Origin of the sequence: Pseudomonas taeanensis MS-3 (assembly GCF_000498575.2) — a bacterium.
Taxonomy (GTDB): Bacteria; Pseudomonadota; Gammaproteobacteria; order Pseudomonadales; family Pseudomonadaceae; genus Aquipseudomonas; species Aquipseudomonas taeanensis.
The window spans coordinates 1,208,612-1,223,509 of record NZ_AWSQ01000001.1; the positions used below are offsets into that span (position 1 = coordinate 1,208,612).

General features: G+C 56.6%; 13 protein-coding genes. 12 read left to right on the forward strand and 1 reads right to left on the reverse strand.

The window, feature by feature from the left end; genetic code table 11:
• Positions 1–39: 39 nt before the first annotated feature.
• From rpmE to TMS3_RS05250, 4 genes are all read left to right on the forward strand, one after another.
• The gene (gene rpmE / locus TMS3_RS05235; RefSeq protein ID WP_025164202.1) at positions 40–255 is read left to right on the forward strand and encodes a 50S ribosomal protein L31; all 216 of its coding nucleotides are present in this window, start codon (positions 40–42) and stop codon (positions 253–255) included.
• A gap of 26 nt (positions 256–281) precedes the next feature.
• A complete protein-coding gene (locus TMS3_RS05240; protein ID WP_025164203.1) occupies positions 282–1,082 on the forward strand; it encodes a thermonuclease family protein in 801 nt (266 codons plus the stop codon).
• Positions 1,079–2,521: a M48 family metalloprotease gene (locus TMS3_RS05245; RefSeq protein ID WP_025164204.1), complete on the forward strand. Its 1,443-nt coding sequence runs from the start codon at positions 1,079–1,081 to the stop codon at positions 2,519–2,521. Before TMS3_RS05240 ends, TMS3_RS05245 begins: the two co-directional genes overlap by 4 nt.
• Before the next feature lie 103 nt (positions 2,522–2,624).
• Positions 2,625–3,893: a malic enzyme-like NAD(P)-binding protein gene (locus TMS3_RS05250; RefSeq protein ID WP_025164205.1), complete on the forward strand. Its 1,269-nt coding sequence runs from the start codon at positions 2,625–2,627 to the stop codon at positions 3,891–3,893.
• An 86-nt stretch (positions 3,894–3,979) separates the two neighbouring features.
• Here TMS3_RS05250 and TMS3_RS05255 read toward each other — a convergent pair whose 3' ends face one another.
• Positions 3,980–6,406 carry a penicillin-binding protein 1A gene (locus tag TMS3_RS05255; RefSeq protein ID WP_407691596.1) on the reverse strand — a complete coding sequence of 809 codons (2,427 nt, stop codon included), beginning with the start codon at positions 6,404–6,406 and terminating at the stop codon, positions 3,980–3,982.
• A gap of 184 nt (positions 6,407–6,590) precedes the next feature.
• On the opposite strand from TMS3_RS05255, the gene TMS3_RS05260 reads away from it, so the two are divergent.
• Genes TMS3_RS05260 through TMS3_RS05295 form a run of 8 tightly spaced genes read left to right on the forward strand, consistent with a single transcriptional unit; the run spans position 6,591 to position 14,771 of the window.
• Positions 6,591–7,655 carry a pilus assembly protein PilM gene (locus tag TMS3_RS05260; protein WP_025164207.1) on the forward strand — a complete coding sequence of 355 codons (1,065 nt, stop codon included), beginning with the start codon at positions 6,591–6,593 and terminating at the stop codon, positions 7,653–7,655.
• The gene (locus TMS3_RS05265) at positions 7,655–8,227 is read left to right on the forward strand and encodes a PilN domain-containing protein (RefSeq protein ID WP_025164208.1); all 573 of its coding nucleotides are present in this window, start codon (positions 7,655–7,657) and stop codon (positions 8,225–8,227) included. Before TMS3_RS05260 ends, TMS3_RS05265 begins: the two co-directional genes overlap by 1 nt.
• Positions 8,224–8,847 carry a type 4a pilus biogenesis protein PilO gene (pilO, locus tag TMS3_RS05270; protein ID WP_025164209.1) on the forward strand — a complete coding sequence of 208 codons (624 nt, stop codon included), beginning with the start codon at positions 8,224–8,226 and terminating at the stop codon, positions 8,845–8,847. Before TMS3_RS05265 ends, pilO begins: the two co-directional genes overlap by 4 nt.
• Positions 8,844–9,368: a type 4a pilus biogenesis lipoprotein PilP gene (gene pilP, locus TMS3_RS05275; protein ID WP_025164210.1), complete on the forward strand. Its 525-nt coding sequence runs from the start codon at positions 8,844–8,846 to the stop codon at positions 9,366–9,368. The genes pilO and pilP overlap by 4 nt, the downstream gene beginning before the upstream one ends.
• A gap of 55 nt (positions 9,369–9,423) precedes the next feature.
• Positions 9,424–11,538, forward strand: coding sequence for a type IV pilus secretin PilQ (gene pilQ, locus TMS3_RS05280; protein ID WP_025164211.1), 2,115 nt, complete (start codon positions 9,424–9,426; stop codon positions 11,536–11,538).
• Between the two features lie 4 nt (positions 11,539–11,542).
• Positions 11,543–12,061: a shikimate kinase AroK gene (aroK, locus tag TMS3_RS05285; RefSeq protein ID WP_025164212.1), complete on the forward strand. Its 519-nt coding sequence runs from the start codon at positions 11,543–11,545 to the stop codon at positions 12,059–12,061.
• Between the two features lie 51 nt (positions 12,062–12,112).
• The gene (aroB, locus tag TMS3_RS05290; RefSeq protein WP_025164213.1) at positions 12,113–13,216 is read left to right on the forward strand and encodes a 3-dehydroquinate synthase; all 1,104 of its coding nucleotides are present in this window, start codon (positions 12,113–12,115) and stop codon (positions 13,214–13,216) included.
• Between the two features lie 10 nt (positions 13,217–13,226).
• The gene (locus TMS3_RS05295) at positions 13,227–14,771 is read left to right on the forward strand and encodes an SPOR domain-containing protein (RefSeq protein WP_025164214.1); all 1,545 of its coding nucleotides are present in this window, start codon (positions 13,227–13,229) and stop codon (positions 14,769–14,771) included.
• The last annotated feature ends 127 nt before the right edge of the window (positions 14,772–14,898 follow it).

The window sequence follows — 14,898 nt, forward strand, 5'->3', positions numbered from 1 at the left end:
TTGGGTTGGGTGGCGGCACAAAATTCTGAGGAATACACCATGAAAGCCGATATCCACCCTACCTACGAAGTCATCACCGCCACCTGCAGCTGCGGCAATGTGATCGAAACTCGTTCCACCCTGGCCAAGCCACTGAGCCTGGACGTGTGCAACGAGTGCCACCCGTTCTACACCGGCAAGCAGAAAGTGCTGGATGCGGGCGGTCGCGTAGACAAGTTCAAGCAGCGTTTTGGTGTGTTCGGCTCCAAGGCCTAATTGGCTTTGTCGTCCCGGAAGGCCTGATGGGCTTCTCGGTGATATTGAAAAAGGCGTCCCTAGTGGGCGCCTTTTTCGTTTTCGTGCTGTACCTGGCGCCTGCGCAGGCGTTTTGTCCGGCGCCCGGCAAGGTGCCGAGCGTCAAGGTGCAGCATGTGGTGGATGGCGACACCTTACGCTTGGTGGATGGCCGCAAGGTGCGCCTGATCGGCCTGAATGCTCCTGAGTTGGGGCGTAACGGGCGCTCTGCCGAGCCGTTTGCCGAGGCCGCGCGGCGCCGCTTGCGTGAGCTGGTCGCGGCCAGTGATGGGCGCGTCAGTGTGCAGCTCGGTCGTGAGACAAAGGATCGCTACGGACGTACGCTGGCGCACCTCTACGACGCTCGCGGGCGTAACCTTGAGGCGCAGCTGCTGGCGGAAGGTCTGGGCTACCTGGTGGCGATTGCACCGAATGTGGCGTTGGTCGAGTGTCAGCTACTCGCCGAGCGCAGTGCGCGACAGGCGGGCCTGGGGCTATGGCGGCAGTCCCCGGTGCAAACCCCGGGACAGCTAAGGCGTGGCGGCTTTGCCCTGGTTCGGGGGCAGGTCGAGCGGGTCGAGCGCAATCGTGGCGGGGTTTGGCTGGAGCTGGGCGACTCCCTGGTGGTGCGTGTGGCGCCGCAGTCGCTGGGTGCATTCGACCTGGGGGCGTTGCGTGCGCTGGTCGGGTCACGCGTCGAGGTGCGGGGATGGGTGGTTGACCGCTCGCGGCGTGGCGGCGTAAAACCAGGACAGGCCCGTTGGATGTTGTCGCTGAACCATGGGGCCATGTTGGAGGTAGTGCCATGAACTTAGGTTACTTGGTTGCGTTACTGCTGGTACTGGCGCAAATGGCTGGTTGCGCGGTGAACCCCGCCACCGGGCGCAACGATTTCGTGATGATGAGCGAGCAGCAGGAGCTGGATCTCGGACGTCGCTACAACCAGGAAATCCTCAAGCAATATCCGCGCTACGCCGACGAAAAACTGCAGGCTTATGTACAGCAAGTCGGTGAGCGCGTGGCCAAGAGTAGTCACCGTAGCCAGCTGGCTTACCAGTTCACCGTAGTGGACAGCCCGGAAATCAACGCCTTCGCCTTGCCAGGCGGGTATATCTACATCCATCGCGGGCTACTCGCCTACCTCAATTCGGAGGCCGAACTGGCCGCCGTCCTCGGTCACGAAGTCGGTCACGTCACCGCACGGCACAGTGTGCGCCAACAGAGTCAGTCGAGCGCCTGGGGCATCCTCGGGCAAGCGGTGGCGATAGGGACTGGTGTAGGCGCCGCAGGGGACCTGACCAGCGCCCTCGGCTCCGCTTTCGTGCGCGGTTACGGGCGCGACATGGAGCTTGAGGCCGACGGCCTGGGTGCGCAGTACCTGGCTCGCGGCGGTTACGACCCGCAGGCGATGATTGAGGTGGTCAAGGTTCTGAAGAACCAGGAAGACTTTGCCCGCGATCAGGCGGCCAAGCGCGGGCAGGCGCAAGCGCCCGGCGGCTACCACGGATTGTTCGATACTCATCCGGACAATGATCGGCGCTTACAGCAGGTGGTGGGACCTGCCCAGGCGTTGGCTAACGGTCAGCAAGAGGTCAATCGCGAGGTGTTTCTCAGGCATCTGCAAGGTTTGCCGTTCGGTGGCTCCGAGGCCACTGGGGTGCGCCGCGGCCAGCAGTTCTATCATGCAGAGCTGGGCTTTACTCTTAAATTTCCCGAGGGTTGGGATATCGTCAATCGCTCGGACGCGCTGATCGGTCATAGCTCCGACCAGCAGGCGTTCATCGCCATGACCCTGGCCGCCAACCCGAAAAACTTGTCCCCAGCCGAGCTGCTGCGTCAGCGTGTCGGCGAGCAGCGCCTGGTCGCCGAGGCAGCGTTCCAGCAGGCCGGCGTGCAGGGCTATACCGCGATAATCCCTGGCCGTGCGGCAAAGCGGGTGGCAGTCGTGCAGCAGGGAGCGCGTGCCTACCTGTTCGTTGCTGCGGTGAAAGGGCAGGCTGCGTTAGAAAGCCAGGATGCTCAGCTCCTCCGGGTAATCAAGAGTTTCCGCTCGCTGACAACAGCTGAACGCAAGCTCGCAGAGCCGCTGCGGCTGCATCTGGTCAAGGCGAAAAGCGGGCAAACCATGGCGGCCCTGGCTAGGCAAAGTAAGTTGCCGGGTGACGCGCAAGCGAGTTTACGTCTGCTCAATGATCTCTACCCCGCAGGCGAGCCGCGTCCAGGAGACTGGCTCAAAGTTGTGCGCTAGTTACCGGCGCCCCGCCTGGCTCAGCAGTCTTGTGCAGATGTATACAACTTGCGTATCCTCGGCCGCCTGCCTGTTCAACAGCCAAAAAAGCGGAAATGCCACTATGTCTGATCTGAAAACCGCCGCTCTCGAATATCATGCCAAGCCCCGTCCGGGGAAGCTGAGTGTCGAGCTGACCAAGCCCACCGCGACTGCTCGCGATCTGTCGCTGGCCTACAGCCCGGGTGTTGCAGAGCCTGTGCGTGAAATCGCGCGTGATCCTGAGCTGGCGTACCAGTACACCGGTAAGGGCAATTTGGTTGCCGTGATTTCCGATGGTACTGCGATTCTCGGGCTGGGAAACCTCGGTCCACTGGCCTCCAAGCCGGTGATGGAAGGCAAGGGCGTGCTATTCAAGCGTTTTGCCGGCATCGACGTATTCGACATCGAAGTCGACTCGGAAAGCCCGCAGGCTTTTATCGATACAGTTAAGCGCATCTCGATCACCTTTGGTGGTATCAACCTGGAAGACATCAAAGCCCCTGAGTGCTTCGAAATCGAGCGCGCGCTGATCGAGCAGTGCGACATTCCGGTATTCCACGATGACCAGCATGGTACCGCTATCGTCACAGCGGCCGGCATGCTCAATGCCTTGGAAATCGCCGGCAAGACGCTGGAGCAGGCCAAGATCGTTTGCCTCGGTGCAGGCGCCGCTGCGATTTCCTGCATGAAGTTGCTGGTAAGCATGGGTGCCAAGGTCGAGAACATCTTCATGATCGACCGTAAGGGCGTGATTCACGCCGGACGCGATGACCTGAATCAGTACAAGGCGGTGTTCGCCAGCGAAACCGACAAGCGCACCATGTCTGATGCCCTCGAGGGTGCCGATGTGTTCGTCGGCCTGTCTGGCGCCAACCTGCTAGGGCAGGAAGATCTCATGCGCATGGCGGCCAACCCAATCGTGTTCGCCTGCTCCAACCCCGATCCGGAAATCAAGCCGGAACTGGCCCATGCCGCGCGCAATGATGTGATCATGGCCACCGGGCGTTCGGATTACCCGAACCAGGTCAATAATGTGCTTGGCTTCCCGTTTATCTTCCGCGGTGCACTGGACGTTCGCGCCACTCGCATCAACGAGGAAATGAAGATCGCCGCCGCCCTGGCGCTGCGCGATCTGGCCAAGTTGCCGGTGCCGCAGGAAGTCTGTGACGCCTACGGTGGCATTGAGCTTTCGTTCGGGCGTGAGTACATCATTCCGAAACCAATGGATGCACGGCTGATCACCGTTGTGTGCGACGCGGTAGCCAAGGCGGCTATCGAGAGTGGCGTGGCAACCCTGCCGTATCCGAAACACTATCCACTGAAGTCGGTGGATGAAGTGTTTAACGGCTAACGCCGGCTGCATAAAAAAACCCGCCTCGGCGGGTTTTTTTATGCACGGTGTCTTTGTGTACAGGGCTAGGGAGGATCGCGTTCTGTCTAGAACAAGTCGATCGGCGCCGACTCGTCGGCGGGTAGCGGGCTTCCGGGAATGCCCAGGCTCGGATCCAGTTCGCTCATGGACGGTGGCGAGTCTTCGCTTTTGAACAGCTCGAAGTAGGCGTTTGCTGTGCCAGGCAGAGCGGCGCGACCGCTGTAAGGGTCGATACGCAGCGTCAGTATGCCGGGAGGCTCCGCAGGAGTGTGGCTGGGGCGATCTTTTAAGGCGGCTGCCATGTAGCTCATCCAGATCGGCAGGGCCACGGTGCCACCATACTCGCGTCGACCCAGGCTTTCGGGTTGATCAAAGCCGGCCCAGACGGTCGTGACGTAGTCGGCATTGTAGCCAGAGAACCAGCTGTCCTTTGATTCGTTGGTGGTACCGGTCTTTCCTGCCAAATCATCGCGACCGAGCGCCAAGGCCCGGCGTCCCGTCCCGCGCTTGATCACGTCCTGCAGCATGCTGGTCATGATGTACGCGGTGCGTTCGTCGATGATCCGCTCGGCGGCCACGGGCGCTGCTGCGAGTTGCTGGGTGTGGTCAGGCTCGCCATTGTCGCTTGTAGGCGTCTGGGCGCCAGTGTCTGCGGGCGAGTCGTTGCGCGCTATTGTGGGCGGGTTGGCGATAAACAAGGGTTCGCCGTGGCGGCTGTCGATTCGTTGGATCAGGTACGGCTGGGTTTTGTAGCCGCCGTTGGCGAACGTGCTCCAGCCGGCGGCGACCTCAAGCGGTGTCAGGTTTGCAGTGCCCAGGGCCATGGACAGGTTACGAGGCAAGTCCTGCTTGTTGAAACCGAAGCGGCTGACATAGTTCAGCGCATATTCAATGCCGATGGCTTGCAGGAGGCGGATCGAGACCAGGTTGCGTGATTTATAGAGTGCTTCGCGTAGGCGGATGGGGCCGAGAAAGGTGTTGTTGTCGTTTTTCGGGCGCCAGACCTGGTTGAGGTAGTCGTCAACGAGCACGATAGGGGCATCGTTCACCAGGGTCGCGGCAGTGTAGCCACTGTCGAGCGCGGCACTGTAGATGAACGGCTTGAAGCTTGAGCCGGGTTGGCGCTTGGCCTGGGCGGCGCGGTTGTAGTTGCTTTGCTCGAAAGAGAACCCGCCCACCAGTGCGCGGATGGCTCCGTTTTGTGGATCAAGCGAAACCAGTGCGCTCTGCGCGATCGGCAATTGGACAAAGCGTAGGCTGCCGTCGTCCTGGCGCTGCACGCGTATCAGGTCGCCGATCTGGGCTACGTCACTGGGCTGCTGCGGGCGCGGACCGAGGCTGTTGGTGTTGAGAAAAGGGCGAGCCCATTTCATGCTGTCCCAGGCGACTGCTTCTTCGGTGCCGTTGCGAGTGAGTACGAGTATTCCGCTTTTCTCTACTTGAGTGACGATCGCAGGTTCAAGTTCGCTCGACGAGGTCTTTTTGGCCAGTTCGGTAAGCCAGGTTTCCTTGGTCAGGCCCGGTAGGCGGCTTTCAGGACCGCGATAGCCGTGCCGCTGGTCGTAGCTGATCAAGCCTTCGCGTACGGCGGTATTGGCCGCCTCCTGTAGGTCGCTGGGGATCGTCGTGGTGACATTGAAGCCTTCGGTGTAGGCCTCGCTACCATAACGTCCAACCATTTCCGCGCGAGCCATCTCCGCCACATAAGGAGCGGCGATTTCTGGAGTGGGCACGTGGTAGCTGGCGTTGATGGGCTCGGCCAGAGCGTCTTCGTAGCGTTGCTGGTCAATTTTTCCGAGCATCTGCATGCGCCCGAGAATCCAGTCACGGCGTTCCTTGCTGCGGGCCGGATTGATCAGTGGGTTGAAGCGTGAGGGCGCTTTCGGCAGGCCGGCGATCATCGCCATCTGTGACAGGCTTAGCTCGCGGATCGATTTGCCATAGTAAACCTGGGCAGCGGCTTCGATTCCATATGCGCGGTTGCCGAGATAGATCTTGTTGACGTATAGCTCAAGGATCTCGTTCTTGCTCAGCTCTCGCTCGATCTGCAGCGCTAGAAGTATTTCATTGATTTTTCGGGAAAAGCTTCGCTCGCTGGTGAGGAAGAAATTCTTTGCCACCTGCATGGTGATGGTGCTGCCGCCCGACTGGATTTGCCCGCTTTTCAATATTTGTGTGGCGGCGCGCAGCAGACTGGTGACATCAACGCCATAATGATTGGCGAAGTTATCGTCTTCGGCCGCAAGCAGGGCGTTGGTAAAGTCTGTGGGGATGTCGGTGAAGTCGATGGGCGAGCGGCGCATTTCACCGAATTCGGCGATCAGTTTGGCGTCGCTGCTGTAAACCCGCAGGGGGATCTGCAGCTGGATGCTACGAAGCGATTCGACTGATGGCAGGCTGGGGCTCAGATAGAGGAACGCGCCGCTGAGACTGAGTAATAGTCCACAAAAAACGGCGACACAAGACCAGCAAAATAACTTCAGCAGACGCATCAAAATTTTTAGATTTCCAGATAAAAGAACGAGTTAAGCGGAAGGCAAGGTTGAAAGGGGAAAACTGTTCACATTATAAGCGCTTTTTTTCCCGGGGAGCCATTTGCGCTTCTGTCAAGACTGTTATTTAATGTGAAAAAACATAAATAGTCCGTAAGTCGCGGATGCCAATAGGAAATCGGTCGTGCTAGGGCTCTTCAATAAGAAAGCGAATACGCTGCTGGGGATTGATATTAGTTCGACCTCCGTCAAGCTCATCGAATTGAGTCGCTCAGGAAGCCGCTACAAGGTAGAGGCTTACGCTGTCGAGCCGCTCCCCCCAAATGCAGTGGTCGAGAAGAATATCGCCGAACTGGAAGGGGTTGGTCAGGCGCTTTCGCGTGTATTGGCCAAATCCAAGACCGGAGTGAAATCAGTTGCCGTTGCGGTAGCGGGTTCTGCGGTGATCACCAAGACCATCGAAATGGAAGCTGGCCTTACTGACGATGAGGTTGAGAACCAGCTGAAGATCGAGGCCGACCAGTACATCCCTTATCCACTCGAAGAGGTGGCTATCGACTTTGAGGTGCAAGCTGCTGCGCCGGGTAACTCCGGCCGGGTCGAGGTGTTGCTTGCGGCTTGTCGTAAAGAGAATGTCGAGGTTCGCGAGGCGGTACTGGCCTTGTCAGGATTGACGGCCAAGGTGGTCGATGTGGAGGCCTATGCTTTGGAGCGGGCTTATGGCCTGCTCGTAGAGCAGCTTGGCGGTGGGCATGAAGATTTGACTGTAGCGGTGGTCGATATTGGCGCGACCATGACCACCCTGAGTGTCCTGCATGCCGGGCGCACCATCTATACGCGCGAGCAGCTCTTCGGCGGCAAGCAGCTTACCGAGGAAATCCAGCGACGTTATGGTCTGTCGGTAGAAGAGGCTGGCCTGGCCAAAAAACAGGGCGGTCTTCCAGACGACTACGACAGCGAGGTTTTGCAGCCGTTCAAAGAGGCTGTGGTGCAGCAGGTCTCGCGTTCTCTTCAGTTTTTCTTCGCCGCTGGCCAGTTTAATGATGTCGATTTCATCCTCTTGGCCGGTGGCACAGCCTCTGTCCCTGATCTTGATCGCCTAATCCAGCAGAAAATTGGTACGCAGACCTTGGTGGCCAACCCCTTTGCGGACATGGCGCTAAGCAGCAGAGTCAATGCGGGGGCGCTGGCCAGTGATGCTCCTGCATTGATGATTGCCTGTGGCTTGGCGATGAGGAGTTTCGACTAATGGCGCAGATTAACCTTCTCCCATGGCGCGAGCAGTTGCGAGAGGAGCGCAAGCAGCGCTTCTTGGTCACGCTGGCCGGAGTTTTGGTGGTTGCTGCTGGCGCAGTGTTCCTCGGTGATCAGTATCTGAGCGGGGCGATTGAGCAGCAAAATGCGCGGAACCAGTTCGTGCGTAAGGAAATTGCTGTGCTAGATGCTCGTATCAAAGAAATCAGCGAGCTGAAGACTCGACGGCAGCAGCTGTTAGAGCGAATGAAAATTATTCAGGACTTGCAGGGTAATCGTCCGGTCACTGGCCGGGTGTTCGATCAGTTGGTGAGAACTTTGCCGGACGGTGTTTATTTCACCGGCCTTAAGATGGACGGTAAAAACATCGCCATTCTCGGTGCTGCAGAATCGAATAATCGAGTTTCGAGTTTGATGCGCGGTTTGGACTCGTCTGAATGGTTGGAGTCTCCTAATCTGACAGAGGTCAAGGCGGTTACTGCGGGGGCGGTCGATCAGGCCAATGTGTTCAAGTTAACCGTCCAGCAAACGCAGCCGAAGCTTGACGCTGATGAGGCTAAGAAATGAGTCTGAGCGAATCGTTAGAAAGCCTAAGAAAAATTGATATCAGTGAGCTCGATCTTAATAATATTGGGTCTTGGCCTGCAGCGATAAGAGGTGTCGTCTGCTTGCTGCTATTGGTCATTGTGTTAGTGCTGGGTTATAACTTTCATTTGAAGGACTTGCAGGCGCAATTAGAACAGCAGCAAAGTGAGGAGGGTGCGCTTAAACAGCAGTTTTCGACCAAAGCGTTCCAGGCTGCCAACCTTGAGGCATACAAGGAGCAGATGAAAGAGATGGAGATCTCATTTGGCGCCCTGCTGAGACAACTGCCGAGCGATACAGAAGTGCCTGGGTTGCTCGAAGATATAACGCGCACAGGGTTGGGTAGCGGTCTGGAATTTGAGGAAATAAGATTATTGCCGGAAGCTGCTCAGCAGTTTTATATAGAACTGCCTATTCAGATAAAGGTAGTCGGTGCGTATCACGATCTAGCAACTTTTGTCAGTGGTGTCGCCAGTTTGCCACGCATCGTTACATTGCATGACTTTGAAGTGGTACCCGCTCAGGCGGGTAGTGCATCTAAGTTGCGTATGAGTATTGTAGCTAAGACGTATCGTTACAATGATAAGGGGGTAGTGCAATGAGGAACTCCCGTCTTTTATTTTTTGTCTCTTTTTTGAGTTTGGCGGGTTGTGGTGCAGGCGGCGATTTTAGTGACTTGCAGGCGTATATGGATGAAGTGCGCTCGCGCCCCGAGGGCTCTATAGAGCCATTGCCAGTGTTTCAGCCATACGAAAGTTTTACCTACAGTGCTGCTGCCTTACGCAGTCCTTTTCAGCCGCCGATCAAAATAGATGTGGTTAATCGACAAAAAGGGTCGCAAGAAATAAAGCCGGATGAGACGCGGGTCAAGCAGTTTCTTGAGGACTTTAATATTGAAGTGTTTGAGATGGTCGGGACCCTTGCGAACGATCATGGCGTTTTTGCTTTGGTGAGTGGGGCTGGAGGTGTGCATCGAGTCAAGGTAGGGGATTACCTGGGCAGAAACCACGGACGCATTCTGGTGATAGATGAGTCCAAGGTCGATGTGATTGAAATTGTCCCGGACGGCGAAGGTGGTTGGCTAGAACGGCCGCGTAGTCTCTCCCTTAAGGAGCGCTCTTAAAAAGAGCGGAGTAATCATGAAAAAAAATAACCGGTCTGCCCAACGGAACCTGAGAATGAATAGCTCCTTATCGCGTTTAGGTATTTTCTTGTCAGCGGTGCTGCTCTCACCTGGGCTGTTGGCCGCTAATCTGCAGGCGCTTGATGTAGCTGCCTTACCTGGTGATCGGGTGGAGTTGAAGTTGACTTTCGATGAGCCGGTGATGGCGCCGCGTGGCTATACAATTGAGCAGCCGGCACGAATTGCGCTCGACCTACCAGGCGTTTCCAATGCCTTGGGGACAAAAAATAGAGAGTTAGGTGTTGGTAATGCACGCAGCGTTACTGTGGTAGAAGCAAAAGATCGAACGCGATTGATCATTAATCTGACCACTTTAGCGCCCTATAGCACTCGCGTTGTAGGCAATGACCTTTATGTGCTTGTAGGTGAAGGGGCGAGACGCAGTGCATCTGTCGCGCAGCCAGTTGCCGAAGCGGCGTCTGCTACTAGGATCCCCGCTGCAAAAGTCTATGCTCCGATAGGTAAGGCCATTAGTAATATTGACTTTCAGCGTGGTGAGCAAGGTGAGGGGAATGTTGTCATTACCCTGTCGGATGCGTCGGTAAGCCCTGACATTCAAGAGCAGGGTGGGAAAATTCGTCTGGATTTTGCCAAGACTCAGCTGCCCGAGTCCCTGCGTGTTCGATTGGATGTTAAAGACTTTGCGACCCCTGTCCAGTTTGTCAGTGCTACTGGCTCTGCGGATAAAGCCAGCATCGTTATTGAGCCAGCTGGCTCATATGATTATCTCGCTTATCAAACGGATAATAAACTCACGTTAAGTATCAAGCCGTTGACTCAGAGTGATGTTGAGGAACGTAAGAGTGAGCGGTTTGCCTACACAGGCGAAAAACTTTCGCTAAATTTCCAGGACATTGATGTCCGTTCGGTGCTGCAGTTGATCGCGGACTTTACCGACTTGAACTTGGTTGCCAGTGACACGGTTCAAGGTAACATCACTTTGCGCTTGCAAAATGTGCCGTGGGACCAGGCGTTGGATTTAGTGCTTAAGACCAAGGGTTTGGATAAGCGCAAAGTGGGCAATGTGTTGTTGGTGGCGCCTGCTGATGAAATTGCGGCACGCGAGCGTCAGGAGCTCGAGTCACAAAAACAGATTGCAGAGCTTGCTCCGCTACGCCGTGAGTTGATTCAGGTAAATTATGCTAAGGCCTCTGACATGGCCAAGCTGTTCCAGTCTGTCACCAGTGCCGACGGCACCGCCGATGAGCGCGGTTCGATTACAGTAGACGATAGAACTAATAGCATTATTGCCTACCAGACTCAGGTTCGTTTGGATGAGTTGCGTCGTATTGTTGCACAGTTGGATGTGGCAGTTCGTCAGGTCATGATTGAGGCGCGGATCGTCGAGGCTAATGTCGATTTCGATAAAGAAATCGGTGTTCGCTGGGGGGGGGCTTTTACGGATGATCAGTGGACTGGTTCCGGCGGTAACATTGGGATCGGCGAAGGTACGACTGGGTGTGGGCCGTTTGTTGGAAATTGCACTTTGCCCACTACCGGCACTGGTAATAATCCTCTTCCCTTTGTTGATCTGGGCTCTGCTAATGCCACCTCTAATTTGGGTATAGGGTTCATTACCAATAACGTGATTCTTGACCTTGAATTGTCTGCCATGGAGAAAACCGGTAACGGTGAAGTGATTTCACAACCGAAAGTTGTGACCTCTGATAAGGAGACTGCGAAGATTCTGAAGGGCTCCGAAATCCCATACCAGGAGGCAAGCTCCAGTGGTGCCACCTCGGTTACGTTTGTTGAGGCGGCTCTGTCGCTGGAGGTTACGCCGCAAATCACGCCTGATAACCGTATCATCATGGAAGTGAAGGTTAATAAGGATGAGCCAGATTTCGCTAACCAAGTTAACGGTACGCCAACGATCCGTAAAAATGAGGTGAATGCCAAGGTGCTGGTTGCAGATGGAGAAACCATTGTGATCGGGGGCGTGTTCTCCAATACACAGAGTAAAGGTGTAGATAAGGTGCCGTTTTTGGGCGACATTCCTTACGTGGGGCGTTTGTTTCGCCGAGATGTCGTTCGGGACTCTAAATCCGAGCTGCTGATTTTCCTTACGCCGCGTATCATGAACAATCAGGCCATTACGGTGAATCGTTGATTCTGTGCGCAATTTGATCCTCGTTGGCCCGATGGGTGCTGGTAAAAGCACCATCGGGCGTTTGCTTGCTAAAGAGTTACGCTTGCCTTTCAAAGACTCCGATAAGGAGATTGAGCAGCGTACTGGGGCCGATATTCCCTGGATCTTCGATGTGGAGGGGGAGCAGGGTTTTCGTGAGCGTGAACAGGCGGTCATAGCCGCGCTGTGCGAATTTGATGGCATGGTTCTGGCGACGGGTGGCGGTGCGGTCATGCGATCGGAAAACCGTGCGGCCCTGAGGTCGGGTGGGCGAGTCGTGTACCTGCATGCTTCAGTTGAACAGCAGTTGGATCGGACCTCGCGTGACCGCAATCGCCCTTTGTTGCGTGCTGGAGACCCGGGCAAGGTGCTTCGTGATTTGCTGGCGATTCGCGATCCGTTGTACCGTGAAATTGCAGACGTTATTGTCGAAACCGATGAGCGCCCGCCTCGTTTGGTTGTGCAGGAAATACTAGAGCGCATCGAGGCGCTCGCTCCCCGTTAAAGCGCAGGCCGAACTGCGCTATCCTAGGTCCCTTTTGACTCTGGGGGCTCCATGCAAACTCTTCGCGTCGATCTCGGCGAGCGCAGTTATCCCATTTATATTGGTGCCGATTTGTTGGCTCGGGCCGATTTGTTGGCGCCGCACATCGCTGGGCGACAAGTCGCCATCGTTACCAATGAAACGGTGGCGCCGCTTTACCTTGGTGCGCTCGAAACCGCGCTTGCTGGGTACGCGGTAACCTCGATTGTCCTGCCGGATGGGGAGGCATTCAAGAATTGGGAAACCTTGCAGGCAATTTTCGATGGTTTGCTTGGTGCTCGACATGACCGGCGTACAACAGTGGTCGCCTTGGGCGGGGGGGTGATCGGTGATATGGCAGGCTTTGCCGCGGCCTGCTATCAGCGTGGGGTCAACTTCATTCAAGTCCCGACTACCTTGCTGTCGCAGGTCGACTCTTCGGTTGGCGGCAAGACTGGAATCAATCACCCGCTCGGAAAGAATATGGTTGGGGCTTTTTATCAGCCGCAAGCTGTATTGATCGATATCGCTAGCTTGGTCACTTTGCCTGCGCGTGAGCTGTCGGCGGGGCTAGCTGAGGTGATTAAGTATGGCTTGATTTGTGATGAGCCTTTCCTTGGCTGGCTCGAAGAAAACATGCTCGCATTGCGCGCCCTCGATCAGGCGGTACTGACGACTGCGGTCGAGCGCTCCTGTGTGGCCAAGGCGCGAGTAGTTGGTGCCGATGAGCGTGAGTCGGGTGTGCGTGCCACGCTTAATCTTGGGCATACTTTTGGTCATGCCATTGAGACGCATCAGGGTTATGGCGTCTGGCTGCACGGTGAAGCGGTGGCGGCGGGTACCGTGATGGCGCTGGAAATGTCGATGCGTATGGGCTGGATCACCGTTGCCGAGCGGGATAGGGGTATTCGTTTGTTTCAGGCTGCGGGTTTGCCTGTCGTGCCGCCAAAAGATATGACGCCTGAGCATTTCCTTGAGCATATGGCTGTCGATAAGAAGGTGCTTGATGGTCAGCTACGGCTGGTGTTGTTGCGGTGCTTGGGGGAGGCGGTGGTCACCAGTGAGTATCCGCGCGAAATTTTGAATGCCACGCTCAGTGCAGATTACGCTGCGCTGGTGGATCAGCTAAAACATTAATGAGTGCACCATGACCAGTTTGCATGCTGACGAGGCCTTTCTCGAGCACTATCAATTCAGTCACGACCCTTTCGCAGCGCGTGTGCCGGGCTTCAAGTTTTTTCCTGCCCAGCGTAAGCCGGTGCTCGGACAGCTGCATCACCTTGCTCGTTACAGTCAGCTGTTGCTGGTCGTGAGTGGCCCTCGGGGGAGTGGCAAAACCCTTCTGCGTCAGGCACTGGTCGCCAGTACCAATAAGCAGGCGGTGCAGAGTGTCGTGATTAGCGGGCAGGGGGCCGCAGAGCCCGGCGCTGTGTTGCGTCAGGTGGCGCAAGGCTTACAGGTGCAGCAGTCTGGGGTGCAAGCGATATTGGCTCAGGTCGGGCAGCTGGCGCTGACTGGGCAAGAAGTCTATTTGCTGGTCGACGATGCGGAGCAGTTGAGTGAAGCCGCGTTGACCAGTCTGTTGGCGCTGGCGGCAGGCAGTGCCGAGGGTCGAGCACATGTGTTCCTGTTTTCCGAGCCTGGTTTGATGCCGCGGCTGGAGTCATTGGCGGAGGGCGGGGAGTGCTTTCACGTCATCGAGTTGCAGCCCTACAGCGAAGATGAGTCGCGTGAATACCTGGCCCAGCGGCTTGAGGGTGCAGGGCGCGGGCTCGAAGTGTTTACAGCTGAGCAGCTCGCTGATATTCATGAGCAGTCCGAGGCGTGGCCGGGGCTGATTAACCAAGTGGCGCGCGAAACCTTGATTGAGACCATGTTGGCTCAGCGCGGGGCGGCTAAGCGATCTTGGTTTCCACTCAGTCTGCCGAAAAAGCACTTGTTGGCATTGGCTGTTGTAGGAATTGGGGTGTTTGCTGCCTGGATGATGCAGGGGCGCTCAGGTGGTGAGGTGATGTCGCCGGTGGCGCAGTTGCCGCTCAAGCAGAATGTTGCGCCTACAGTGCTCGATTCGGCTTCTGAAGCGGCCGATCCGAATCCTCCTGCCATTGAGTTTGCGGGTGCTAATCAGCCTTTACCGCTACCGCTGGTTGGCGAGGCGCAGCCGGTTATTCGTGAGCCATTGGCTCAGGCAGCTGGTTTGACCGGGGCTGAGGAGGCCGACGTGGCGGGGCGTGAGAGTGCAGCCGATGTGCACGTGGATGAAAGTCCGCTGCCAGTCGCTCCTGTTACTCCTGTTGCCCCTGTGGTCAAGGCCGAGGCGCCAGTCACTGTGGTGCAGGTGCCAAAGCCTGAGCCAGTGGTGAAGCCGGCGGTGCCTTCAGCACCGTCGGTCAATGCCGCGTTGGCAGCAGACTGGTATGGGGCGCAGGCGGGGTCGCGTTATACCCTGCAAGTATTTGGTGCGCGTGCAGAGGCTAGTGCGCAAGCCTTCGTGCGTGAACAGGGAGCGGAATATCACTATTTCAAAAAGCAGCATCAAGGGCAGGCGCTCTATGTCGTGACCTATGGCAGCTTCTCTTCTCATGCTGCTGCTCAGGCGGCGCTAAAGGGCTTGCCGACCAAGTTGCAGGCCGGTAAGCCATGGCCGCGTACGTTTGCCAGCATCAAGCACGAGATTGCCCAGGCTCGCTAGTGATGGGTGTCTGTGCGCGGTGACCAGAGAGTCGTTAGCACGACCCTCTGGTCAATTCCTTCGTTTTAGCGACATAAGCTTTCAGTAGGTCGTCGCGAGGATTTGTGACGGCCTAGACGGATATGTA

Coding starts and splice junctions, on each gene's coding strand:
- TMS3_RS05240 (WP_025164203.1), top strand. CDS start 282: ATGGGCTTCTCGGTGATATTGAAAAAGGCGTCCCTAGTGGGCGCCTTT.
- TMS3_RS05265 (WP_025164208.1), top strand. CDS start 7,655: ATGGCGCAGATTAACCTTCTCCCATGGCGCGAGCAGTTGCGAGAGGAG.
- TMS3_RS05250 (WP_025164205.1), top strand. CDS start 2,625: ATGTCTGATCTGAAAACCGCCGCTCTCGAATATCATGCCAAGCCCCGT.
- TMS3_RS05245 (WP_025164204.1), top strand. CDS start 1,079: ATGAACTTAGGTTACTTGGTTGCGTTACTGCTGGTACTGGCGCAAATG.
- pilO (WP_025164209.1), top strand. CDS start 8,224: ATGAGTCTGAGCGAATCGTTAGAAAGCCTAAGAAAAATTGATATCAGT.
- TMS3_RS05295 (WP_025164214.1), top strand. CDS start 13,227: ATGACCAGTTTGCATGCTGACGAGGCCTTTCTCGAGCACTATCAATTC.
- pilP (WP_025164210.1), top strand. CDS start 8,844: ATGAGGAACTCCCGTCTTTTATTTTTTGTCTCTTTTTTGAGTTTGGCG.
- rpmE (WP_025164202.1), top strand. CDS start 40: ATGAAAGCCGATATCCACCCTACCTACGAAGTCATCACCGCCACCTGC.
- TMS3_RS05255 (WP_407691596.1), bottom strand. CDS start 6,406: ATGCGTCTGCTGAAGTTATTTTGCTGGTCTTGTGTCGCCGTTTTTTGT.
- pilQ (WP_025164211.1), top strand. CDS start 9,424: ATGAATAGCTCCTTATCGCGTTTAGGTATTTTCTTGTCAGCGGTGCTG.
- aroB (WP_025164213.1), top strand. CDS start 12,113: ATGCAAACTCTTCGCGTCGATCTCGGCGAGCGCAGTTATCCCATTTAT.